Below are 21,773 nucleotides of genomic sequence, written 5' to 3'. Positions count from 1 at the left end.
GCGTCAGCCGCGCGCCGTCTGTTCGCCGGAGCGGAGCAGCTCGCGGGCCCCGACGAAGCGCTCGTAGGCGTCGTCGAAGTAGGCCGTCCGCTCGCGGTCGGGGGTGAAGGTCGTCCCGGTGCCGACCGCGGCCGCGACGGCCTGGTCGACGTCGTCGAAGCGCCCCAGGTCGGCCGCGCCGCAGATGACCGCCCCGCGTGCCCCGACCTCGCCCACGTCGGGCGTCGTGACCGGTACGCCGGTCGCGTCGCTGATGTTCTGGCACCACGTCGTGCTGGCCGAACCGCCGCCCGACAGCGCCAGCGAGTCCGGCAGGCCGGCGGCGGCGAGGCAGTCACGGACCACGAGCGTGAGCCCGTCGAGCACGCCGCGGGCGAGATCGGCCGGGGTGTGCCCGGTGTCCAGCCCGGTGACGGTGCCGCGCACGCGCGAGTCCAGGAAGGGACTGCGCTCGCCGGCGACCGACAGGTACGGGAGCACGAGCGGCGGCACGGTGCGCGTGGAGCCGCCGGCCAGCTCGACGACCGCACGTGCGTCGGCCAGGCCGAGCAGGCGGGCGGCCCAGTCCAGCACCTCGGTGCCGACCATGGTGGCGTAGGCGATGAGCCAGCGACCCGGCCCGGCGCCCGGCAGCGTCATGCCGTTGGGGGCGCGGTCCAGGCGCGGGTCGTCGGCCACCGTGCCGACGCACAACGTCGTGCCCAGCACGCCGAAGGACAGGCCGGTCGAGGTGGCGCCGGTGCCGATGGCCGTGGCCGGCACGTCGTAGGGCGCGATGCTCACCGGCGTGCCGTGGGCCAGGCCGAGCTGGTCGGCGACCGCGTCGAGCACCGGGGCGACGCGGTCCGCCCCGTCGACGACCTCGGGCAGCAGCCGCTCCAGGTCGGCGATGCCGAACAGGTCGAGCAGGGTGGGGTCGTAGGCACCTTCGGCGGCGTCGAAGAACGGGTTGGCGGCCTCGGTGGCCTCGAGCACGCGGCGTCCGGTGAGCCGCAGGTACACCCATGACCCGCAGCTCAGCAGCGTCGCCGCCGACTCCAGGGTCTCGGGCCGGTGGCGTTGCAGCCAGACGAGCTGGGCGTGGGCCAACCCCGGGGCGCCCTGGCAGCCGTTGCGGCGGAAGGCGGTGGTGAGGCGCCCGTCGCGTTCCCAGTCGCCGATGATGTCGGCGGCCCGGCTGTCGTTCCAGAGCAGCGCCGGCCCGGCGGGGCGGCCCGCGTCGTCCACGAGCCAGCAGCCGTCACCCTGCCCGGTGACCGAGACCAGCTCGACCGGGTCGGGGCTGCGGCCGGTGACGGCCGACAGGACACGTGCGGCGATCGTCCAGACCTCGTCCGGGTCCTGCTCGCGGGTGCCGTCCACGTTCCGGCGCACGACGCTGTCCTCGGCCTCGACGTCGGCCGCCCGCCACTGCTCGTCGAAGCGCACGGCCTTGACGCGGGACGTCCCGACGTCCAGGCCGATGACGCTCATGACCGCTGGGCGGCGTGCTGCTGCCAGTCCGGGTTGGCGCAGTGCTCGAGCACCCCGTCGCGGAGGTAGGTGGCGACCTCGTCGGCCACCCGCGCCGCCGACTCCGATGCCACCTGCTTCGACGCGCCCGCGAGGTGGGGAGTGGCGATGACGTCGGCCCGTGCGACGAGCGCGTCGCCGGCCACGGGTGGCTCGGGGTCGAACACGTCGAGCGCCGCTCCGGCGAGATGGCCGCTCTCGAGCGCACCCCGCAACGCGTCCTCGTCGACGAGCCCGCCGCGTGCGGTGTTGACGAAGTACGCCCCGGGCTTCATGGCCGCGAACACGTCCGTGCCGAACATCTTGCGGGTGTCGTCGGTGAGGCGGGCGTGCAGCGAGACGATGTCGCTGCGGGCGAGCAGTTCGTCGAGCCCGACCGGCTCCCACCCCTGGTCCCGCAGCGACTGCTCGTCGGCGAACGGGTCGTGGATCAGGACGTTCGCACGGAACGCGCTGACCAGCTCCGCGACGCGACGGCCCACCGCGCCGGCACCGACGATGCCGACGGTCGAACCGCGCAGCTCCGGGCCGGTGCGGTCCTGCCGGAAGAAGGTCGGGTCCCACTGGCCGGCGGCGAGCGCGCGGGAGCCACTGGCGATCCCCCGTGGCAGCGCGAGCATGAACCCCAGTGTGAACTCCGCCGCGGCCCCGAGGTTGCGCCCCGGCAGGTAGACGACGGGAACGCCCCGCTCGGTGGCGGCAGCGAGGTCGACGTTGACCGGCCCGCCGCGGGTGATGCCCACGACCTTCAGGTCGGTCGCCGCGTTCAGGACGGATCGCGTCACCGGCCCGAGGTGGGTCAGCAGCACGTCCGCGTCCTGCGCGAGGCGCGCGACGGCCGCCGGGCTCCCGGACGCCTCCGTAACCCCCTCGACGGGGCCGAACGGGTCGTCGGGCCACTCGGTCTGCAGGCCGGTGACGTAGGTGTCGCGCCCGATCGACTTCTTCGCAGCCAGGCCCAACGCGTCCGGTGTGATGAAGCGATCGCCGACGCACAGCACCCTGATGCGTTCGGCCATCACGCCGCCCCGTGGGCCGCACGCGAACGGCGGGCCAGGGAGTCGACGAGGACGGCGACCGCGAGCACGGCACCGGTGATCATGAAGCGCAGCGACGACGACAGGTTCAGCAGGGTCAGCCCGCTGGCGATGGCCTGGATGACCAGCACGCCGAGCAGCGCCGAGTAGGCGTTGCCGCGCCCACCGAACAGGCTGGTGCCGCCGATGACGGCGGCGGCGATCGCGTTCAGGTTGACGTCACCCGTGCCCGCCGACTGGCTGGAGGACGCGAGCCGCGCCGCGCCGAGGATGCCGCCGATGGCAGCGAACAGCGAGCAGAGCATGAAGCAGCTCAGGTAGATGCGGTCGACCTTGATGCCGGCACGGCGGGCCGCCTCGCGGTTGCCGCCGACGGCGGTCACCGAGCGTCCCCACTTGGTGCGGGTGAAGGCGTAGTGCATGACGATGACCAGCGCGGCGAAGACGCCGAACATCCAGGCGACGCCGCGGTCGCGGTCGAGGTACCAGACCACGAACTCGAGCACGACGAGCACGGCAACGCTCTGGGTGATCAGCACGCTGAGCGGCTTGGCCGACAGACCCGCACTGCGGCGGCGCGTGATCGTGCGCAGGCCGGAGGCGAAGATGCCGGCGGCGACGACCGCGGCGAGGATGTAGGCGACGACCGGCGGCATGAAGTTCAGCTGGCCGAAGTTGGTGACGGCCGAGCCGTAGGGCAGGTTGATGGAACCCTTCTGCCCGAGCAGGTTGAGCTGCAGGCCGAGGAAGGCCAGCAGCCCGGCGAGGGTGGCCACGAAGCTCGGCATCCCGAACCGGGTGAACAGCACGGCGTACACCGCACCGATGACCAGGCCGGACACCGCCGCGATGACGATCGCGAGCAGCACCGGCGCCCCGTGGTTGACCCACAGCACGCCGAGGATGGCCGAGGACAGGCCGCTCACCGAGCCGACGGACAGGTCGATCTCGCCGAGCATCAGCACGCACACGATGCCCAGCGAGATGACCCCGACCGAGCAGCTGTCGAACAGCAGGTTGACCAGGTTGTTCGCGGACAGGAAGACGGTGTTGAGGGCCTGGAAGACGATGCAGATGATGACCAGGCCGACGATGACCGGCAGGGCGCCGAGGTCGCCGGCACGCACGCGGCGGCCGAAGTTGCGCACCGCTCCGCCGACGCCCTGCGTGACCGCGACCCGCTCGTCGCTGCGGTCGAGCAGGGTCGGCGGCGGCGTCGCCTTGTTGGTGGTGACGTCGGTCATTTCTGAACCTCCACGTGGTCGTCGGGTTCGCCGGGATCGGACTCGGCCGCCGTCGAGCCGGCACGCCGGGCCGAGCGGCGCGACACCGAGTTGTCGGACGCGCCGGTGATGGCGCTGACCAGGGCCTCGTTGGAGGCGTCCGGGCCGAATTCGCCGTTGTTGCGCCCCAGGCGCAGGACGACCACCCGGTCGGCGACGGCGCGGACGTCCTCCATGTTGTGGCTGATCATGATGACGCCGAGGCCGCGGTCCCGGACCCGCTCGATCAGGTCGAGGACCTCGGCGGTCTGGGCGACGCCCAGGGCCGCGGTGGGCTCGTCCAGGATGATGATCTTCGGGTCGAGCAGCAGCGAACGGGCGATCGCCACCGTCTGTCGCTGCCCGCCGGACAGCGACGCGATGGGGGTGCGCACGCTCGGTATGCGGGCCGACAGCTCGTTGAGCAGCTGCCAGGACCGCTGCTCCATCTGGACCTCGTCCAGGTGCAGCGGCTCGAGCTCGTGGCCCAGGAACAGGTTCGCGACGACGTCGAGGTTCTCGCAGAGGGCGAGGTCCTGGAAGACGGTGGCGATGCCCAGGCCGAGGGCGTCGCGCGGGTTCGAGATCGTCACGGGGGCGTCGTGGAAGCGGATCTCGCCGCCCGCGTCGGGGGTGTGCACGCCCGCCAGCACCTTGACCAGCGTGGACTTGCCGGCGCCGTTGTCGCCGACCAGCGCGACGACCTCGCCCTCGTGCACGTCCAGCTCGATGTCGGTCAGGGCGGACACGGCACCGAAGGTCTTGGACACCCCGTGCAGCGACAGCACCAACGCGCCGCGCTCGGTGGGCTTCTCGGTGGTAATGCTCATCGACTCACTCCGTTCGTGGTGCCGAGCAGGGGTGGGTGTCCGCGTCCCCGCCGGGGCACGGCGGGGGCGCGGACACCGGTTCTAGGAGATGCCGAGCTTGCTGCAGCCGGCCGCGTAGCGGCCGCCGCACAGCTGCGACGCGGTGGCGATCGGCTTGCCGGCCACCTTCTTGTCGATGACCTCGGCCTTGAGGTTCTTCGCCGTGACCAGCGTCGGGGTGAACAGCTGGGTCGGCGTACCGAACAGCACTGCGTCGGCCTTGGGCTTCTTGCCCTGGATCAGGCCGTACGCCACCCGGGCCGCTGCGGCGGCGACGATCTCGCTGGGCTTGGAGATGGTGTTGTACTGGTCGCCCGCGATGATGAGCTGCAGTCCGGCCGTGGTGGCGTCGTTGCCGGTCACCGGCGGGACGGGGCTCACGCCCGCCGCCTTCAGCGCGGCGATGGCGCCGCCGCCCGTGCCGTCGTTGGCGGCGACGATGCCCTGGATCTGCTTGCCGAAGCGGGAGACCTGGCCCGACACCCACTGCTGGGCCTTGGACGGGTCCCAGTCCGGCGTGTCGTACTCGGCGAGCGTCTTGTAGCCGCCGGAGGCGAGACCCTCGTGGATGCCCTTCTTGATCAGGCCGGCGGCCGCGTCGGTCGGCGAGCCGTTGACCTCGAGCACGCCGCCCGAACTCGGTGACACGTTCTTGGCCTTCAGGTCCTGCACGAGCGAGGACGCGATGGCCTTGCCGATCGCCTCGTTGTTGAAGGAGACGTAGTAGTCGAGCTTGACCTTCGGGATGGGACGGTCGTAGGCGATGACCTTGACGCCCTGGCTCTTCGCCTGGCTCACGAGCGAGGCTGCGGCGGTCGAGTCGACGGGGTCGATGACGATGGCCTTGGCGCCCTGGGAGATGACGGAGTTGAACTGCTGCTGCTGCTTGGACGCGTCGGCGTCGGCGTTCTGGTACAGCGGCGTGCACTTGGGACAGATCTTCTTCAGCTCGGCGACGAAGCCCGGGCGGTCGTGCTGCTCGTAGCGCGTGGAGGCCTCGTCGGGCATGAGGAAGGCGATCTTGGCGCTCTTCGCACTGCCCTTCGAGCCGCTGCCGCCGCTGGACTTGGTCGAGCAGGCGGCGACGCCGCCCACCGCGACCGCCGTGACGGCGATCGAGCAGAGCAGGCGTTGCATTCGGCGGGTGATCATCGGTGCTCCTTCGGGTCGTGGCGGCCCGGACGGGCGGCCTTGCTCGTACGCGGTGCTGGGTCGTGTCGGGTCATGCTGGGTCGTGCTGGGTCGTGCTGGGTCGTGCTGGGTCGTGCTCGGTCGTGCTGGGTCGTGTCGTACGTCGGGCGCAGTCCTCACGGCGGCCCCACGGGTGCGTTGAGTCGCAGCAGGGCCGCCGGCCGGTCGGGATCGGCCGGCACGAGGACTTCGGTGACCGCGGCGTTCTCCAGCCGCGGGAACAACTGCCGGTACCGCTCGACGGGCAGGTCGAGCAGGGCGCACAGCGCCAGCCGCAACAGGGTGTTGTGGGCGACCACCAGCACCGTCCCGCCGGGGAACTGCTTGCACACACCGCGCAGCGCGGACTCCGCCCGGCGGGCCGCGTGGACCGGCGATTCCGACCCCGGGTACGGGTGGGCGGCGGGGTCGGCCCGGAACCGGTGCACCATGTCGGCGTCGAGGCTGAGCAGCTCGTCGACGGTGTGGCCCTCGGCGACGCCGAAGTCCACCTCGCGGAGGTCGTCGACGATCTCCAGCGGCAGGCCGAGCGCTGCGGCGCTGGGCCGCGCCGTCTCCAGGGCGCGGCGGACCGGCGACACCGCGACCGCGTCGAAGTGTTCGGTGCCGGCCCAGGCGGCGAGCTCCTGCGCCTGCCGTTTGCCGAACTCGGTCAGGTCGATGTCCGAGCTGCCGCCGGCGTAGCGGTTGTCGGCGTGCCAGATGGTCTCGCCGTGCCGGACCAGGACCAGCCGGGTGGAAGCAATCACCGGGCCACCTCGTCCTGTGGCGACGTGGTCGCCAGCACACTCGCCGCCAGGTCGTGGTCGAGCCAACCCCGGTCGGCGAGGCTCTCGACCAGCGCGCGGTAGCCCGGCTCGAGCGTGGCGGCGCGCTCGGCGTCCGGTTCGGAGCGCTCCACGACGTGGACCATCCGCTCGGCCGTGGCCGTCAGCTCGCCGGGTTCGGCGCCGGCGAGCACGGCCATCCCGAACGCGGCCTGCGACGAGGCCGGTCGCTCGGTCGGGCGGCCGAGGGTGTCGGTACGCAGCTGGTTCCACCAGGCGTTGCGGGTCGTCCCGCCGGTCAGGGCCACCGGGCCGGACGTCTCGGCGCCGCGGACCCGCAGGACGTCGTAGGCGAGCCGCTCCACGCGGGCGATGCCCAGGCACACCGCCGCGAAGCGGTCGACGTCGTCGTCGAGGGACGCGATGCCGAACCCCTCGGCGGCCGGGGCCACGAACGGGAAGCGCTCGCCGCGGCCGGCCAGCGGATAGGCGATGTCGGTGGGCAGAGCCCGTTGCGCGGCCTGCTCGGTGAGCCGGCCGAGGCCGGCGCCGTCGACACCGGGGAACGCCGCGTTCAGGGCCGAGGCGCCGGTGCTGGACGCGCCGCCGGGCAGCCAGCCACCGTCCGGGTGCCGGTGGCAGTACACCGCGCCGGCCGGGTCCTGCAGCAGCTGGTCAGTGGCGCCCTTGACGACGAGCGTGGTGCCGAGCGCGCTGCTCCAGCGGCCGGTGCGCAGCGCGCCGGCCGCGATCTGCGCGGCGCAGCCGTCGGTCATGCCGGCGCGGATGACCGTGCCCTCGCGCAGGCCGGTCTCGGCCGCCGCGGCGGCGCCGACCGTCGCGAGCACGGTGCCGGGCAGCACCAGGTCGGGCAGCAGGCCGGCCCGCAGGCCGAGCTCGTCGAACACCCCCTGCGGCCAGGCGACCGCGCGCAGGTCCGCTCCGGTCTTGAGCGCGTTGGAGGTGTCGGTGGCGACGGGTCGACCGGCCAGCCGGCCCACCAGGTGATCGGACTGGTGCACGATGCGGTCACGGCCGGCGAGGTCGCCGGAGCGCTGCAACCAGACGGCCTTCGGCAGGGCCCAGCTGGGCTGCATCCGGTAGCCGAGGGAGTCCCAGAGCTCGGCCCCGACGCGGGCGACCTCGTCGGCCTCGTCGGCGGCGCGGGCGTCGTCGTACATCAGCGCCGGCCCCGCCGCAGCGCCGTCCGGGTGCTCGACCAGCACCGTGCCGGACGTCGCGTCCACGGCCAGGGCGTCGACCCGGGCGCCCGGCCCGGCTGCGGACAGGGCACCGCGCACGGCGACGACCAGTGCGTCCCACCAGGAGGCCGGCGACTGGGTGTGTTCGCGGCCGGAGCGCGTGCCTGGCGTCAGCGCGGCCGCGGCCTCGCCGAGGACGGTTCCCGCGTCGTCGACGACCACGGCACGCACGCCCTGCGTGCCGACGTCGATGCCACAGAACACCCGTTACCCCCAGCTGCTATCTCAAGTTGAGTGATAGATATAACACTCATCTTGGGATAAGCAAAGGGGATGTTTCCCAGTCGTGACCTGGACGTTTCGAAGGGGGTCGTGCGAGGGGTGGAGCTCAGGACGCGCGGAGGACCTGGGCGACCTGGACGTCGTCGCACCGGCTGCGCAACATCTCGAGGTCGGAGTCGTCGATCCCGTCGTCGGTGATGACGGTGTCGAATTCGCCTACGTCGCAGAGCATGTGTGGGGCAGGGCGGCCGAATTTCGCATGATCGACCAACAGGACGCTGCGGGCCGCGTTGCGCATGAAGGCCCGTCGGGTCATCACCGTGGCCTCGGAGCGGTGCAGGCAGCGCCCGTCCATCACGGCGGTCGTGGACATGAAGAACAGGTCGGCGTGCATCGCGTCGATCGCATCGACCGTCTGGAGTCCCTGACAGGATTCCTGCCGGGAATGGTAAGTCCCGCCGAGCAGGTGCAGGTCGACCGACGTGGTGTCGCCGAACGCGCGCAGGGCAGGCAGGAAGTTGGTCGCGACGGTCATCGGCGAGTCGGCCAGCACGTGCGGCACGAGGCCCAGCACGGTGGTGCTGTCATCGAGGAAGATGGTCTGGCCGTGGCTCAGCAGCTGCGCCGCGACATCGCACATCGCCGCCTTCTCCGCGCCCATCGAGGTGGCGCGCTCGCGCACGCCGGCGTCGACCAGCGCCGAGGGGTTGGCCGTCGCGCCCCCGCGGATCTTGCTGATCCAGCCCTCGGCCTCGAGTGCGTCGAGGTCGCGATGCATGGTCATGAGGCTGACGTCGAACTCGCGCACCAGATCGTCGACGCGGGCGAACCCGGCGTCGAGCACGCGCCGCCGCACCAGCTCGCGCCGTGCGGCCGGCCCGCGTTCGACGCCCGGCTCACTCATCGTTCCATCGTTCCGTACGTCGGTGAGCGTGGTCCAGCGCGGGTCGCCGCGCGGTCCGCGCGCCTCCAGCCATCACCCCGACGCTTTGTCATGATTCCGCCGGACGTGTGATCACGGCCGCGACACCAGGTCATACCAGGGTCAACCACACCCGTTCATTCCTTGGAGGGCGCGTCATGCTGCGGCTTCACCCGAGTGTTCTCGACATCGTGCTGCTGGTCATCTACTTCGTCGCCATCCTGGGCATCGGGCTGGCGGCACGGCGGTCGGTGGGCACCAGTGCCGACTTCCTGCTCGCCGGCCGCTCGTTGCCCGCGTGGGTCACCGGCCTGGCGTTCGTCAGCGCGAACCTCGGCGCGACCGAGATCCTGGGCATGGCCGCCAACGGCGCGCAGTACGGCGTGGCCACGGTGCACTACTACTGGGTCGGCGCCGTCCCGGCCATGGTGTTCCTCGGCATCGTGATGATGCCGTTCTACTTCCGCGCGAAGGTGCGCTCGGTGCCCGAGTTCCTGCGCGTCCGGTACAACGACTCGACGCACGTGCTGAACTCCGTGGTCTTCGCGGTGTCCGCGGTGCTCATCGCCGGTGTCAACCTGTACGCACTGGCGATCGTGCTGCAGAGCCTGCTCGGCTTCAACCTCTACGTGGGCATCGTCATCTCGGCCGTGTTCGTGCTGGTCTACATCGGCGCCGGCGGCCTCTCCAGTGCGATCTACGGCGAGGTGCTGCAGTTCTTCGTCATCCTCGCCGGCCTCATCCCGCTGACGGTCGCGGCCGTCAAGAACGTCGGCGGCATCGGCGAGCTCAAGCACAAGGTCTCGGCGTCCGTGCTGGGCAACAACGGCATCCACGCCTGGCAGGGCACGGGCATCAACGCGCACCCGCAGAACCCGATCGGCGCCAATTTCATCGGCATCATCCTGGGCCTGGGCTTCGTGCTGTCGTTCGGCTACTGGACGACGAACTTCGCCGAGGTGCAGCGTGCGCTGTCGGCGAAGGACGAGTCCGCCGGCCGGCGCACGCCGCTGATCGCCGCCTACCCGAAGCTGTTCATCCCGGCCATCACCGTGATCCCCGGGCTGGTGGCGCTGGTGACGTTCAAGGACTTCGGCAAGGGCAACATGACCTACAACGACGCGATCCCCGCGCTGATGGGGCGATTGCTGCCCTCAGGAGTGCTGGGCATCGCGATCACCGGCCTGTTCGCGTCGTTCATGGCCGGCGTCGCCGCGAACGTCAGCTCGCTGAACACCGTGGTCACCTACGACCTGCTCGAGCCGTACCTGCGCAAGGGCCGCAGCGACCGCTACTACCTCAACGCCGGACGCCTGGTCACGGTCGGCGGCATCGTCATCGCGGTGTTCACGGCGATCCTCGCGTCGCACTTCAACAACATCATGACCTACCTGCAGTCGCTGTTCAGCATCTTCAACGCCCCGATCTTCGCCACCTTCATCCTGGGCATGTTCTGGCGCAAGACGTCGGCGTGGGGCGGCTTCTGGGGGCTGCTCGCCGGCGTGGTGAGCGGGTCGGTCACGTTCCTGCTGTTCCAGAACGACGTCTTCCACGTGGCGTCGGCGATCTACGCGACGTTCATCCAGGCCGGTGTCGCGTTCGGCGTCGACATCGTCGTCACCCTGGGCGTCACCGCCTTCACCACGCGGCCGGACCCGGCCACCCTCGGCGACATCGTCTACAGCCGGCGGCGGGGCAAGCCGCGCGAGAAGGCCCAGGCCATGCCGTGGTGGCAGCGCCCGGTCGTGCTCGGCTCCGGGGCCCTGGCCATCGGTGTCGTCCTGAACATCATCTTCGCCTAGGAGGGATCGGCCATGGCCGCGAAGGAGATCGACGAGTCGACCTCGAGTCGCATCTCGAAGCTGTTCGACATCCGGTTGATCGTGGGCGGGCTGCTCACCGTCTACGGCGTCATCCTGGTCATCAAGAGCTTCACCGACACCGATGCGCAGATCCGCAAGGGTGCGGGGCTGCACCTCAACCTGTGGACGGGTATCGGGCTGCTGGTGGTCGGGCTGTTCATGCTGGCCTGGATGCGCCTGCGCCCGCTGGAGCCGTTGAAGCCGGACGACCTCGGCGACGACGGCCCGCACGAGTCACGCGCGAACTAGGAGCGCTGGCTCGCAGCTGGTGTTTTGCGGCCCGGCAGCGTCGTCCGCGCCATCGGCCGGCCGGCGAGCACGAGGCTGAGTGGGCTGCGCCGCAGTACCTCGGCGATCAGCGCCGAGCCGACGACCGCGAGCACGTAGACGACGATGGAGCGCCACGGGTTCGGCAGCTGGGCCGCCCACGGGTCGCGGTACTGCACCACCAACCAGATGACGAGCGGGTGCGCGAGGAACACCGCGAACGAGCGGTCCGAGGCGACCGTGACCACCTTGCGCACCGTGCGGCCCTGAGGGACACGCACGTACCGCCGGCCGATGACCAACAGAGCTCCAATTACCGCCGTGACCCAGAAGAGCATGATGGGCTGAAGCACCGCCGATGCTTTGCTGACGGTTTCACCCCGGGCCACCTGCCACAGGTAGTAGGTGACGGTGATCGCTGCCGCCACCACGAACGCGGCGACGACCGCACGGGCGTGCGCGTCGAGCCAGGTGCGGACCGTGTCGATGTGCCACGCGACCACGGCACCGAACAGGACCCAGAACCCGTAGTTCCAGAACAACGCGCTCTCGTGCGCGTTGAACGCTGCGGCCCAGCCGGTGTACGGCCCATACCACTGGATCCGGGCGAGCAGCACCGCCTGCACCAGGACGGCAACCACGAGCAGCGCGACGTGATGACGGGCGGTACGGCGGATGAGCACGGCGATGAGCGGGAACAGCAGGTAGATCTGCAGCGAGACGAGCAGGAAATAGAGGTGGTAGTAGGACGTGCCGTAGGCCAGGTCGCGGACGACGCCCCACGGCCAGGCAGGTGTGCCGAACCTGATGCGGTCGATCCAGCAGTAGAACAGCGACCACAGCACGTAGGGGATGCCGACGAGCTGCAGACGGCGACGCCAGAAGTGCGGCACGTCGATGCGGCGACGGCCGTAGTTCAGGGTCAGGACGAAACCGGTGAGCCAGAAGAAGGCCTCGCGCGTGAAGTGCAGCATGATCAGGAAGCCGCCGGCCGTCTCGCCGCCGCTGCGGGTGGAGATGGAGACCGCGTGCACACCGATGACGCACGCGAAGGTGAGGACGCGCACCACGTCCAGCTCGTCGACGTGCTTCGGCCGCGTCGCTGTCCCCGTACCCTTGCCCGTCGCGGCCGCTGTGCCGGTCGGCGCCGCAGGGTTCATGTGCGCGACCGACGGCCCGCGTGCCCCGTCGCGGTCGGCACGGCCGCGCGACGGATCTTGCCCGTCGGCGTCCGCGGCAGGTCCTCGACCAGGTGGATGTCCACCGGCCGTTTGTGCCGGCTCAGTTCGCGCTCCGCGCGAGCGGCGAGGTCGGCGGCGAGGTCGTCCCGGTCCCCGTCCGCGTGGCGACGGACGACGTAGGCGACGGGGACCTCGCCCAGCGTGTCGTCCGGCCGGCCGATCACGGCGATCTCGGCAACGCGGTCGTCCTTCCGCAGCACGTCCTCGATCTCGGCCGGGTACAGGAGCTCGCCTCCCCGGTTGATCTGGTCGTCGGACCGGCCGGCGATGTAGAGCTCACCGCCGTCGGCGAAATAGCCGTCGTCGCCGGTGTCCAACCAGCCGTCGGCGTCGAAACGCTCGGCAGCGCGGCCGCCCTCGTAGCCACGGATCACACCGGGACCGCGGATCCAGATGCGGCCGATGCCGTCGGTGCCGACGCCGCGGACCTGCACGTCGGCCCCGGCCGGTCGGCCCACCGACCCCGTCGGTGTGGACGCGTCGAGCGCGCCGGCGGTGATCTGGCTGCCGGCCTCGGTCATCCCGTAGCTCTCGATCAGCGGCACCTCGAGGACGCTCTGGAGCCGGTCGCGGACCGTGCGGGGCAGCGGCGCCGACGCGGAGCGGATCAGCCGCAGCGTCTCCGGCCCCCGCTCAGGCAGTTCGCGCGCCAGGATGCCGAGCATGGCGGGCACGGCGTTGATCCAGGTGATGCGGCGTTCGGTCATCAGGTCCCAGAAGCCGGTGCGGTGGAAGCGGTCGTCGAGCACCAGGGTGGATCCCGTGACGAGGGTGCCCAGCACCGCGACGACCTGCCCGTTGATGTGGAACAGCGGGAGCGGGTTGTACCCCCGGTCGCCGGGACGCAGCTCGAGGTTCGTGGCCACCGCGTTCGCCGTCGCGAGCAGTTGAGCCGTGTCGAGCCGGACGATCTTCGGCGTACCCGTCGAACCCGACGTTTGCATGAGCACGCCGCCCGTCCCGCCCGTCGCCGGGTCCGAGTCGCCCGCCGCGTCCAGCTCCGACGGGTGCAGGACTGCACGGCCCGACCATCGGTCCGGCCGGTCGGAGACCACGAGGTCGCAGCGCAACGCCTCGACGTCGCGCCGTTGCGCGCTCACGGGTGCGTGCGGATCGAGTGGGGCCGACAGCCGACCGGCGGCCATGACCGCGAGGTGGGTCACGGCGAGATCGACGGCGTCCTCGATGTCGAGGGCGATGCGCGCGACCCCCGGTCTGGTGGCCAGCCCGCCTGCGACCCCGCGGAGGCGATCGTCCAGCTCTCGGTACCGCACGCGGCGCGCGCTGCGTGCGTCCTCGAGGAAGGTGTCCTCCGGGCGTGCGGCAGCCACCAGGGCGGTGAAGCTGTCGGTCACGCGGGTTCGCCCTCGCGGTCGGCGGGGGTCGGGGTGTCCGGCAGATCGATGAGCTGGGTGGTGCTGATGAATCGGACGCTGACGAGCCCGATCACGAGCAGGACGGCCGAGAAGGCCAGCGCGACCGAGTAGCCGAACTGGCCCGCGAGCAGCCCGAACACGGGCGCGGCAATCACGCCGGCGACGCCGAACCCGGTGTTGACCAAGCCGCTGGCGGCCCCGCTGTGGTCGGGGGCGACGTCCATCGGGATGGTCCACAGCGGTGAGTTGCACAGCTCGAGGAACAGGAACGCGACGGTCAGGCAGATGGTGACGCCGACGAGGCTGTGCACGAACAGCACCGGGAGGATGAACACCGCGGAGCCGGTCAGGCCGATCAGCAGGCCGGCCTTCCGCGCCCGCCCCAGGCTGTTGGTGCGGCGCAGCAGCGTGTCCGAGAGCGACCCGCCGATCCAGTCGCCGGCGACGCCGCCCAGCAGGACGACGGAGGCGAACACCGACGACGCACCCAGGGCCAGGCCGAAGTGCGACGAGAAGAACGACGGCATCCAGGTGAGGTAGACCCAGAGCACCCAGCCGTAGCAAAAGTCCGTGATCGTGACCGGCGCGAGGCGACGGGCGAGCTTGCGCCACGGCGGCTTGCGGTGGACGGCCGCTCCGTCGGCGCCGCTGCGCAGCTCCGACAGCTCGAGCCGGTTGACGTCCGGGTGGTCCCTCGGCCGGTCGCGGAAGTAGCCGAACCAGAGCACGCCCCAGACCACGCCCGTCAGTCCGGCGACCAGGAACGAACCGCGCCAGCCGACGTGGGGCAGCGAGATGAGCCCGGCGACGGCGAGCGGGGCCAGCGCGTTCGACAGCCGGGATGCGGCGTGGACGACGCCCTGGCCGAAACCTCGCCGGTCCTCCGGCAGCCAGGCCGCCATCGCGTGCGTGGCGGTGGCGAACGCCGCGCCTTCGGACAAGCCGAGCAGGAAGCGGACGGCCAGCAGCATGACCAGCCCGGTGACGAGCCCGGTGAGGATGGTGAACAGGCCGCACAGGGCGGCGACCACGCCGAGGGCCCGGCGCGCGCCGAACCGGTCACCGGCCCGGCCACCGAAGGTCTGCAGCACCGCGTACGGCAGGGCGAACGCGGAGGTGGCCAGCCCGAACTCGAAGGACGTCAGGTGCAGGTCGCCCACCAGGCCGTGCGGGCCGGCCGTCGCGATGTTGACGCGGTCGAAGTACAGGATGGCGTACAGCGCGCACAGCAACAGCAGGACGCGTCCGCGGACCCGGTGCCGGAGCGGGCTGGCGTGCTCGACGTGACGCTCGGTGGGGTTGGCGACCTGGTCGGCGGTCACGTCAGATGCGGGGTGTGGGTCGCGGACGCGTGATCGGCATCTCTCAGGGATACCCCAGCACCGACCGCCACAAGCTGTGGATTGTGTTCGAGCATTGTCAACGATGCCGCGACATCACGAACTGCTCGATCAGGGTCGCGAGGGCGATCGACCCGTCGACGCGGGTGGCGCCGCGGTAGTGGCCGCTGGCGGGCCAGCTGTGCCGGACGCCGGAGTACACGATGCGGCGCACCGCGGTCCCGGACCCGCAGCTGCGCCAGTCGACGACGTCGGCCAGCTCGTGCTCGACAGTCCGCGAGCTCGACGTGCAGTGGTCACGGCGGCGGAACGCGATGGCGGTGGCGTCCAGGAGAGGCACCGGTGGCGAGCTGTGTTCCGCCGAAGGCTCCTGGGTGTCGGCGTCGCCGACGGCGACTAGGGCCGAGATGGGTGCGGCCGGCGGGTCGCAGCCGTCACCGTCCACGGCCGCCATGGTGGCGACGGCGGCATACAGGTCCGACCGGCCGCAGGCGAGCGTGAAGGCAAGCTTGGCGCCGTTGCTGTGGCCCACGAGGTAGGTCCGATCGGCATCGGTGTGCCATGCGGTGCGCGCGTCGCGGGTCGCCGCAGCGACGAACCCTTCGTCGTCGAGCTTGCGCTGTGCGGCCTCGTGACAGCAGCTGTGGGCCGCGTCCACGTCCCACGACTCGTGATAGCCCACCGGGTAGACGGCTACCGCCTTGCCTTGCGAGACCAGCGGCAGAAAGCCGGTGCGCTCGCTTTCGAGGCCGGACGAAGAGTGGTAGCCGCTGAGTACGACGAACAGGGGTAGCGCCGCTCGTGCCCCGTGCGCAGCCGACGGCGCAGCAGCGAGGTACGCGCGCACCACCCCGTCCCAGCGCACCGTGCGCACCGAGAAGGCGACGCCGGGATAGGTCTTGCGCAGGGTGGCCAGCGTGACCGTCGACGCCGCGAACATCGACGCGCCGGTGACGTCGGTGTACGGGGTGACAGCCGGTGCCTTCGTGCCGGCGCTCGAGGTGGGCCGCGGGGAGACGGTGGGGCCGGATGACGCCGGCCCCCGCGTGGGGCTGGCCGAGCGCGTCGCGCCGGCGCGCGGGGACGAGCTGGACGACGAGCACGCCGCGGTGACCAGGAGCGCGATAACCGCGATCACCGCGAGCGCTGCTGGCGTGGTCCGGCGGGACGGTCCGGGGCGGGGGTGCACCCTTCCAGCATGCCCCGCGTTCGGCGGGGACCGACGGGTCACCCGTCGTCGGGGTCGTCGGCGCTGCGGAGGTCGGCGGTCACCCGCTCGGCGATGTAGCGGTACCCGGCGTCGTTCGGGTGGTCCGGAACGCGCCCCTCGTACGCGGGCGCGCTCGCCGGCGTCATCCAGTGCTCGGCGATGGGGTCCAGGTAGCGCACGTGCTCGTCGCGGCACGCCTGGCGCAGGCCGAGGTCGATGCCGACGACGTGCCCCGCCAGCGGGAACCGCGCGGGTATCGGGCCGAGCACGACGAGCCGGGCTCCGGCGAAGCGACGTTCGGCGGCACAGATCGTCGCCTCGGCCGTCGTCGTCTCGAGCCGGGGTGGCGCGTGGCGGTCGTCCCGGCCGCCCTGAATGAGGACGAGGTCCGGTGCCGGGCGGACCGGGATGTGGTGCAGCCGCTGCAGGAAGGTCCCCTGGTGGCGCGCCCCCGGGTCGACGAAACCGGTGCCGGGAACTCCGTACACGCGGGCTCTCTCGCCCAGCTGCGCGGCGACCTGCCGGGCGTACCCGTCCTGCGGATCGCTGGCGCCTACCCCTGCGGTGTACGACGCGCCCAGCACGATCATGTGGTGCGTCAGGGCCGGGTGATCGGTCGGCGCCGCACACGGTGCCGATGCCGAGTGCGTGCGCGCCGCGGCGAGCTGCGAGGAACCGTGCCTGCCGGCGACCGTGACCCACGTCCCGATCGTCGCGGCGAGCGCGACCGCGACGGCGGCCGCGATCCAGACGCGGCGGTGGGCCCTGGCTGACATGCCGGCCCTCCGGTCTCGCCAACGTGTCCGTCCTCAACGGTGCGAGGCACAGTGAACACGCGTCGGATCACGGAACGTTCACGATCTCAGCCAACCCGCATGTTCGGCGGGGGACGCGGTCGCGTCCCCCGCCGGGGTCAGCGGTAACTGACGCGGAGCTGGTCCCGCACGCTGCGCGCCGGCGCCCGCACCGTCAGGGTGTCGGTGCTGCGATGCCACGTCCAGTACTTCGCCGAGACCTTCCGTCCGTCGATCGAGACGGTGGTGGGGGCGTGGGCGTTCGTGAAGTTGACCGCCCAGGTGCGTGTCGCCGGCTGACCGCGGAACGACCCGACCGTCGGCGCAACGGTCACCGCATTGCCCTTCAGGGCGATGCGGGTGGTCGCGTGGCGCGGTGAGGTCGACGTGCCGTCGTCCTCGTACAGCGTGCTCGACCCCTTCGCGCCCTGCGCGACCGTGACGCTGGCCGCCGTCAGCGTGTTCTGCACGTCGTTGCTCACGTCCTTGGTGCGGGTGGTGACGATGCCGCCCGAGCGGACGAACACCGGCATGGACCCGAGGCCGGTGGTGATCTTCGCGGTCGTGCCGCCGCGGTAGGTCTTGCCGGTGAACCAGTCCGTCCAGCTGCTGCCGGCCGGGAACCACACCGAGGTGGTGGTGGTCGTGCCCGGTGTGGTGACGGGCGCGACGAGCATGTCCGGGCCGTAGAGGTACTCGGAGTCGGCCTGGGCGTACGCCTCCTGCTGCTCCGGGTACTGCAGGTACAGCGCCCGGGTGATGGGCATGCCGGTCGCCCGCGCCTGCTGAGCCAGCGTGTAGGTGTAGGGCATCAGCTTCTCGCGCAGGTTGAGGAACTTCTCCGCGGAGTTCTTCGCGTCGGTGCCGTACTGCCACGGCAGGCGGTCGCTGTGGTTGGAGTGCAGGCGGTCGATGGGCTGGAAGGTCCCGAACTGCACCCACCGGGCGTAGAGGTCGTCCGACAGCTTGGTCGACCCGGGCTCGCTGCCCGTCGTCTGCGTCCCGCCGGTGTGGCCGCCGATGTCGTGGCTGATCGACGGCAGCCCGGTGGCCGCCGACTCACCCGGGGTGTAGCCGACCTCGTAGGCCAGGGTCTGCCAGTCGGAGATGGTGTCGCCGGTGAAGTGCAGCGTTGTGCGCTTGTCGGCCCAGGGGCCGGTGGGCACCGGCGTCGCGTTGCCGTACCCGCCGTCCTCCAGCGTCCCGTAGGCACGCGAGAAGGCGAAGCCGCGGTCGACCGTCTTGTCGGTGTAGTCGGCGTAGGCCTGGTTGACCCACGCGTCGCCCGTGACGCCGGGCAGCGACGAGGTCGAGCCGTCGCAGCACCAGTCCATCCACCACAGATCGTTGCCGTCGGCCTGCATCTGGTCGTGCAGTGCGAGATAGGCCTTGAGCTGGTCCGGGTCGCCGAAGTCGAAGACGTAGCAGTTCGTGGCACCGCCGCCGCACGCTCCCGGCTTGAGCTTGCCCTTGGCGATCTGCTGCGCCTTGGCGAACTGCGGGTCGGACTCCTCGATGCTGGGGTGCAGGTTGAGCGCCGTGTGCAGGCCCTGCGCGTGCGCCCACGCGAAGTACGCCTTGGGGTCCGGGAACTTGCTGGGGTCGATCTCCCACCCGTTCCACTGGTTCGGCACCTTGAAGTCGGTGTCGGTGACGAGCACGTCCAGCGGGACGCCCTCACTGCGGAACTTCGGCAGGATCGTGTTCTCGTAGTCCGCCGCGGTGCGGTCGTAGTACTCCGAGTACCAGGTGCCGTACGCCCAGCGCGGCAGCAGCTTCGCCGGCCCGGACAGCGTCGACAGGTCCTGCAGGGCCTGCGCGTAGTCCTTGCCGTAGCCGAACACGTAGCCGTCCTGGTAGGGCTTGCCGTCGTGCGTCGGACGCTGCGTCACCGTGCGGGTTCTCGTGTCGTAGACCGCCGAGGGTGTGTCGTCGATGAGGGACCAGCCGTCCTGGTAGAGCAGGCCCGGGTTGGTGGGCGCCGACCCGTCGACCTGGTCCATGCTGCGGCGGTAACCACCGAGCGCTGCGTGCGGGTCGAGGACGGGGGAGCCGACGCGGGCCGCCGCGACGGTGTCGACGTTGACGTTGCAGCTGTCGTCGGTCGGGCAGCCGAGCGTCACCGAGTCGGTGCCCTTGGTGATCTGCACGGGGACCGAGATCGTGCGCCAGGCGTCCCAGCTGCTCGTGGGCGCCAGCGTCACCGTCGTCGGCTTCGCGGAACCGACCGCGACGGTCATCGTCCGCGACTGCACGGCCTGTGCCCCGGCAGCCGAGTTGGCGTAGCGCAGTTGCAGGGCGTACCGGCCGGTCCTCGGCACGCCGGTGACGCTCAGCTGGTCGGCGGCGCCGGCCTTCTCCAGCCCGCCCACGAACCCGTCACCGGAGTAGTTGTTGTGGTCGGAGGCGAGCTTCGCGCCACCCTGCAGCGCGCCGCTCTCGGCCTCGCAGACGGTGCCGAACGCGCACGGCGTGACGGTGGGCGCCGCGACGCCGGGGTAGTCGGCGCCCTGGGTCAGGACGGCCACGTTGTCGACGTTGACGTCACCGGAGTCTGTAGCGGCGCGGGAGATCGTCACGGTGTGCGTGCCCGCCGACAGTGCCAACGACGCGCGCGCGACCTGCCAGGTGTCCCAGTCGGCGGTCGGCGGCAGGCTCAGCGTGGTCGGGGTGCCGCCGTCGGCGGAGACGCTGAGCGTGCGCGTCTCGATCTTGCCGTCGCCGCCCTGGTAGTTGGCGTAGCGGGCGGCGATGTCGTAGGTGCCGGCGGCGGCGATCGTCGTGGTGAAGGTGAGTGAGTTGCCGGTCTGCTCGAAGCCGGCCACGAAACCGCGCCCGCTCGAGCCGGTGTGGTCGGTCGCGAGTTTCAGACCGGACAGCGTCAGGTCCTCGGCCTCGCACCGCACGCCCGCCGCGCACGTCTTCGGCGCCGACTGGGCCCAGGGTGCGGCCGTGACACGGTGCCCGCCGTCGTCCACGGACACGAGCAGGTTCTTGCTCGTGAACGGCCCGGAACCGACCTTGTAGCGCAGGCTCACCGCGTCGGTGTCGATGCGCAGCCACCCGCCGCTGACCTTCGAGACGAACCGCGTGCGCGGGAACGCGTTGCGGCCCACGACGTTGAAGGTGCCGGCGTTCAAGAAGTGCTTGTCGCCGGCGTACTCGGTGCGGATCAGCGTCGGGGACAGGACCTCGAAGCGGGCGTCGCCCGAGACGACGGCGCGACCGGCCGCGGAAGCGGGTGTCGCGCCGGACGCGGACGGCGTCGTGACAGCCGCCGCCACCCCTGCGCAGAGGGTGGCGACGGCCACCGCGGCCAGCAGGCGGCGGGCGCGGACGGGGCGACGGGTCTTCACGATGGCACTCCTCGAAGGGCGGGGCGGGTCAGTGGTGCGCGGAACGGGTCGGGACCGGGAGGCGGGGCGGACCGCAGGGCGGCGGCCTGTGAGCGGTCGGCGAAGCGGTGCGGTTCGGTCAGCACGACGGTCAGCGCCCCGACGAGCGAGGCACGCTCGCCGAACGGTGACACGCTCAGCTCGGTCGGTGGCCCGAACGGCAGGGCGTCCAACTCGCGTCGGATCGGGTCGACGAGCAGGTCACCCAGCGCTGTCAGCTCGCCGCCGAGCACCACGCGGGCCGGGTCCAGCACGACGACCACGTCGGTCAGCGCCCGAGCCAGCTCGGCGACACCGACGTCGACAACGCGACGCACGGCGGGGGAGGAGTGTGCGTTTCCGACGAGCTCGGCGAGGGAGCCGGCGACGCCGCTCCCGGCGAGGCGGCGCAGCATGCCGTCACCGCCCGCGTAGAGCTCGAGGCAACCGCGACGACCGCACCAGCACGGCTCGCCACCGGGGCGGGCGGTCACGTGACCGAACTCGCCGGCGTAGCCGTTGCGTCCGCGCACGATCGTCGTGCCGCGGGCGGAGCCGAGCCCGATGCGGCTCGCGACCTTGACGAACAGGACGTCGCCGCCGTCGGCGGGCGGGCGGGCGACGGCCTCGCCGAGCGCGCCGAGGTTCGCGTCGTTCTCGGTCACGACCGGGATGCCCCACCGGGTGGCCACCGTGTCGGCGAGGGTCGACTCGTTCCAGCCCGGCAGCACCCCGGGCACGGCCAGCCGGCCGCTGTCGGTGGCCACCGGGGCGGCGATGCTCACCGCGGCGCCGACCAGCTCGTCGGCGTCGATGCCGGCCTGCTCGACCGCTTCCTCGATGCTGCGCAGGACGATGCGCGTGCCGCTCGCCGCGGTGTGGTCGTGCGGCACGTCCACCCACCGTTCGGCGAGCACGCTGTGCGACAGGTCGCCGACCGCCACGGCGACGTGCCGGACGCCGATGTCGACCGCGATCGCCGTCCCGGCCGACGTGTCGAGGGCGACCTGGGCGGGTGGGCGGCCCTTGCCGCCGTCGCCCGCCTGCCGGCGCTGCGCGATGAGGCCCCGCTGCGCGAGCTCGCCGAGCACGCTGGACACCGTTGCCCGCGACAACCCGGTGTGGTGGGTCAGCTCGCTCCGGGTCGCCCAGCCGCTGCGCCGGAGCACCTGGACGACCCGGGCCCGGTTCGCCGCGCGGAGGGCGCCGCTGGTGGCGTGGACGGTACGGCGCTGCGCATTGTCGGACAAACCCGGACGTTGCAC

Annotated in this window: 17 protein-coding genes; 2 read left to right on the top strand and 15 right to left on the bottom strand. The window is 71.6% G+C overall.

Annotated elements, in window-relative coordinates; all coding sequences use genetic code 11:
- Positions 1-3 precede the first annotated feature (3 nt).
- The 8 genes from ACFFCA_RS03060 to ACFFCA_RS03025 form a co-directional block, all read right to left on the bottom strand.
- Positions 4-1,473 (bottom strand): FGGY family carbohydrate kinase, encoded by a 1,470-nt coding sequence (locus ACFFCA_RS03060; protein ID WP_375481697.1) that lies wholly within the window; start codon positions 1,471-1,473, stop codon positions 4-6.
- Positions 1,470-2,531 carry a 2-hydroxyacid dehydrogenase gene (locus tag ACFFCA_RS03055; RefSeq protein ID WP_375481695.1) on the bottom strand — a complete coding sequence of 354 codons (1,062 nt, stop codon included), beginning with the start codon at positions 2,529-2,531 and terminating at the stop codon, positions 1,470-1,472. The genes ACFFCA_RS03060 and ACFFCA_RS03055 overlap by 4 nt, the downstream gene beginning before the upstream one ends.
- Positions 2,531-3,793, bottom strand: coding sequence for a sugar ABC transporter permease (locus ACFFCA_RS03050; protein WP_375481693.1), 1,263 nt, complete (start codon positions 3,791-3,793; stop codon positions 2,531-2,533). The genes ACFFCA_RS03055 and ACFFCA_RS03050 overlap by 1 nt, the downstream gene beginning before the upstream one ends.
- Positions 3,790-4,641 (bottom strand): ATP-binding cassette domain-containing protein, encoded by an 852-nt coding sequence (locus ACFFCA_RS03045; RefSeq protein ID WP_375481691.1) that lies wholly within the window; start codon positions 4,639-4,641, stop codon positions 3,790-3,792. The genes ACFFCA_RS03050 and ACFFCA_RS03045 overlap by 4 nt, the downstream gene beginning before the upstream one ends.
- Before the next feature lie 81 nt (positions 4,642-4,722).
- Positions 4,723-5,832, bottom strand: coding sequence for a sugar ABC transporter substrate-binding protein (locus ACFFCA_RS03040; RefSeq protein ID WP_375481689.1), 1,110 nt, complete (start codon positions 5,830-5,832; stop codon positions 4,723-4,725).
- 155 nt (positions 5,833-5,987) lie between these two features.
- Positions 5,988-6,620 (bottom strand): histidine phosphatase family protein, encoded by a 633-nt coding sequence (locus ACFFCA_RS03035; protein ID WP_375481687.1) that lies wholly within the window; start codon positions 6,618-6,620, stop codon positions 5,988-5,990.
- On the bottom strand, positions 6,617-8,104 hold the full coding sequence (locus ACFFCA_RS03030; RefSeq protein ID WP_375481685.1) for an FGGY-family carbohydrate kinase: 1,488 nt from the start codon (positions 8,102-8,104) through the stop codon (positions 6,617-6,619). The genes ACFFCA_RS03035 and ACFFCA_RS03030 overlap by 4 nt, the downstream gene beginning before the upstream one ends.
- A gap of 124 nt (positions 8,105-8,228) precedes the next feature.
- Complete coding sequence (locus ACFFCA_RS03025) at positions 8,229-9,026, bottom strand: DeoR/GlpR family DNA-binding transcription regulator (protein ID WP_375481683.1); 798 nt, start codon at positions 9,024-9,026, stop codon at positions 8,229-8,231.
- 176 nt (positions 9,027-9,202) lie between these two features.
- On the opposite strand from ACFFCA_RS03025, the gene ACFFCA_RS03020 reads away from it, so the two are divergent.
- Positions 9,203-10,846 (top strand): sodium:solute symporter family protein, encoded by a 1,644-nt coding sequence (locus tag ACFFCA_RS03020; protein WP_375481681.1) that lies wholly within the window; start codon positions 9,203-9,205, stop codon positions 10,844-10,846.
- Between the two features lie 12 nt (positions 10,847-10,858).
- The gene (locus tag ACFFCA_RS03015; RefSeq protein ID WP_375481679.1) at positions 10,859-11,155 is read left to right on the top strand and encodes a hypothetical protein; all 297 of its coding nucleotides are present in this window, start codon (positions 10,859-10,861) and stop codon (positions 11,153-11,155) included.
- Here ACFFCA_RS03015 and ACFFCA_RS03010 read toward each other — a convergent pair.
- The 7 genes from ACFFCA_RS03010 to ACFFCA_RS02980 all read right to left on the bottom strand — a co-directional run bounded on the left by ACFFCA_RS03010 (position 11,152) and on the right by ACFFCA_RS02980 (position 21,758).
- Entirely contained in the window at positions 11,152-12,333 is a 1,182-nt protein-coding gene (locus tag ACFFCA_RS03010) for an acyltransferase (RefSeq protein WP_375481677.1), read from the bottom strand. The genes ACFFCA_RS03015 and ACFFCA_RS03010 overlap by 4 nt on opposite strands.
- Positions 12,330-13,769 carry a class I adenylate-forming enzyme family protein gene (locus ACFFCA_RS03005; protein ID WP_375481675.1) on the bottom strand — a complete coding sequence of 480 codons (1,440 nt, stop codon included), beginning with the start codon at positions 13,767-13,769 and terminating at the stop codon, positions 12,330-12,332. The genes ACFFCA_RS03010 and ACFFCA_RS03005 overlap by 4 nt, the downstream gene beginning before the upstream one ends.
- Positions 13,766-15,112 carry an MFS transporter gene (locus ACFFCA_RS03000; protein WP_375481673.1) on the bottom strand — a complete coding sequence of 449 codons (1,347 nt, stop codon included), beginning with the start codon at positions 15,110-15,112 and terminating at the stop codon, positions 13,766-13,768. Before ACFFCA_RS03000 ends, ACFFCA_RS03005 begins: the two co-directional genes overlap by 4 nt.
- 97 nt (positions 15,113-15,209) lie before the next feature.
- Positions 15,210-16,268: an alpha/beta hydrolase family esterase gene (locus ACFFCA_RS02995; protein ID WP_375481671.1), complete on the bottom strand. Its 1,059-nt coding sequence runs from the start codon at positions 16,266-16,268 to the stop codon at positions 15,210-15,212.
- Positions 16,269-16,357: 89 nt separating this feature from the next.
- Positions 16,358-17,116: an SGNH/GDSL hydrolase family protein gene (locus ACFFCA_RS02990; protein ID WP_375481669.1), complete on the bottom strand. Its 759-nt coding sequence runs from the start codon at positions 17,114-17,116 to the stop codon at positions 16,358-16,360.
- Between the two features lie 137 nt (positions 17,117-17,253).
- Positions 17,254-20,490, bottom strand: a complete 3,237-nt coding sequence (locus tag ACFFCA_RS02985) for a TIM-barrel domain-containing protein (protein ID WP_375481667.1) — start codon at positions 20,488-20,490, stop codon at positions 17,254-17,256.
- Positions 20,487-21,758: an ROK family transcriptional regulator gene (locus ACFFCA_RS02980; RefSeq protein WP_375481665.1), complete on the bottom strand. Its 1,272-nt coding sequence runs from the start codon at positions 21,756-21,758 to the stop codon at positions 20,487-20,489. The genes ACFFCA_RS02985 and ACFFCA_RS02980 overlap by 4 nt, the downstream gene beginning before the upstream one ends.
- Between the last annotated feature and the right edge of the window lie 15 nt (positions 21,759-21,773).

The organism is uncultured Jatrophihabitans sp. (assembly GCF_964252635.1).
Taxonomy (GTDB): Bacteria; Actinomycetota; Actinomycetes; order Mycobacteriales; family Jatrophihabitantaceae; genus Jatrophihabitans.
The sequence above is the reverse complement of the archived record's forward strand: the minus strand, read 5'-3'. Positions and strand labels throughout refer to the sequence as shown.

Coding starts and splice junctions, on each gene's coding strand:
- ACFFCA_RS03025 (WP_375481683.1), bottom strand. CDS start 9,026: ATGAGTGAGCCGGGCGTCGAACGCGGGCCGGCCGCACGGCGCGAGCTG.
- ACFFCA_RS03020 (WP_375481681.1), top strand. CDS start 9,203: ATGCTGCGGCTTCACCCGAGTGTTCTCGACATCGTGCTGCTGGTCATC.
- ACFFCA_RS03015 (WP_375481679.1), top strand. CDS start 10,859: ATGGCCGCGAAGGAGATCGACGAGTCGACCTCGAGTCGCATCTCGAAG.
- ACFFCA_RS03040 (WP_375481689.1), bottom strand. CDS start 5,832: ATGATCACCCGCCGAATGCAACGCCTGCTCTGCTCGATCGCCGTCACG.
- ACFFCA_RS03010 (WP_375481677.1), bottom strand. CDS start 12,333: ATGAACCCTGCGGCGCCGACCGGCACAGCGGCCGCGACGGGCAAGGGT.
- ACFFCA_RS03055 (WP_375481695.1), bottom strand. CDS start 2,531: ATGGCCGAACGCATCAGGGTGCTGTGCGTCGGCGATCGCTTCATCACA.
- ACFFCA_RS03050 (WP_375481693.1), bottom strand. CDS start 3,793: ATGACCGACGTCACCACCAACAAGGCGACGCCGCCGCCGACCCTGCTC.
- ACFFCA_RS03060 (WP_375481697.1), bottom strand. CDS start 1,473: ATGAGCGTCATCGGCCTGGACGTCGGGACGTCCCGCGTCAAGGCCGTG.
- ACFFCA_RS03045 (WP_375481691.1), bottom strand. CDS start 4,641: ATGAGCATTACCACCGAGAAGCCCACCGAGCGCGGCGCGTTGGTGCTG.
- ACFFCA_RS02990 (WP_375481669.1), bottom strand. CDS start 17,116: ATGTCAGCCAGGGCCCACCGCCGCGTCTGGATCGCGGCCGCCGTCGCG.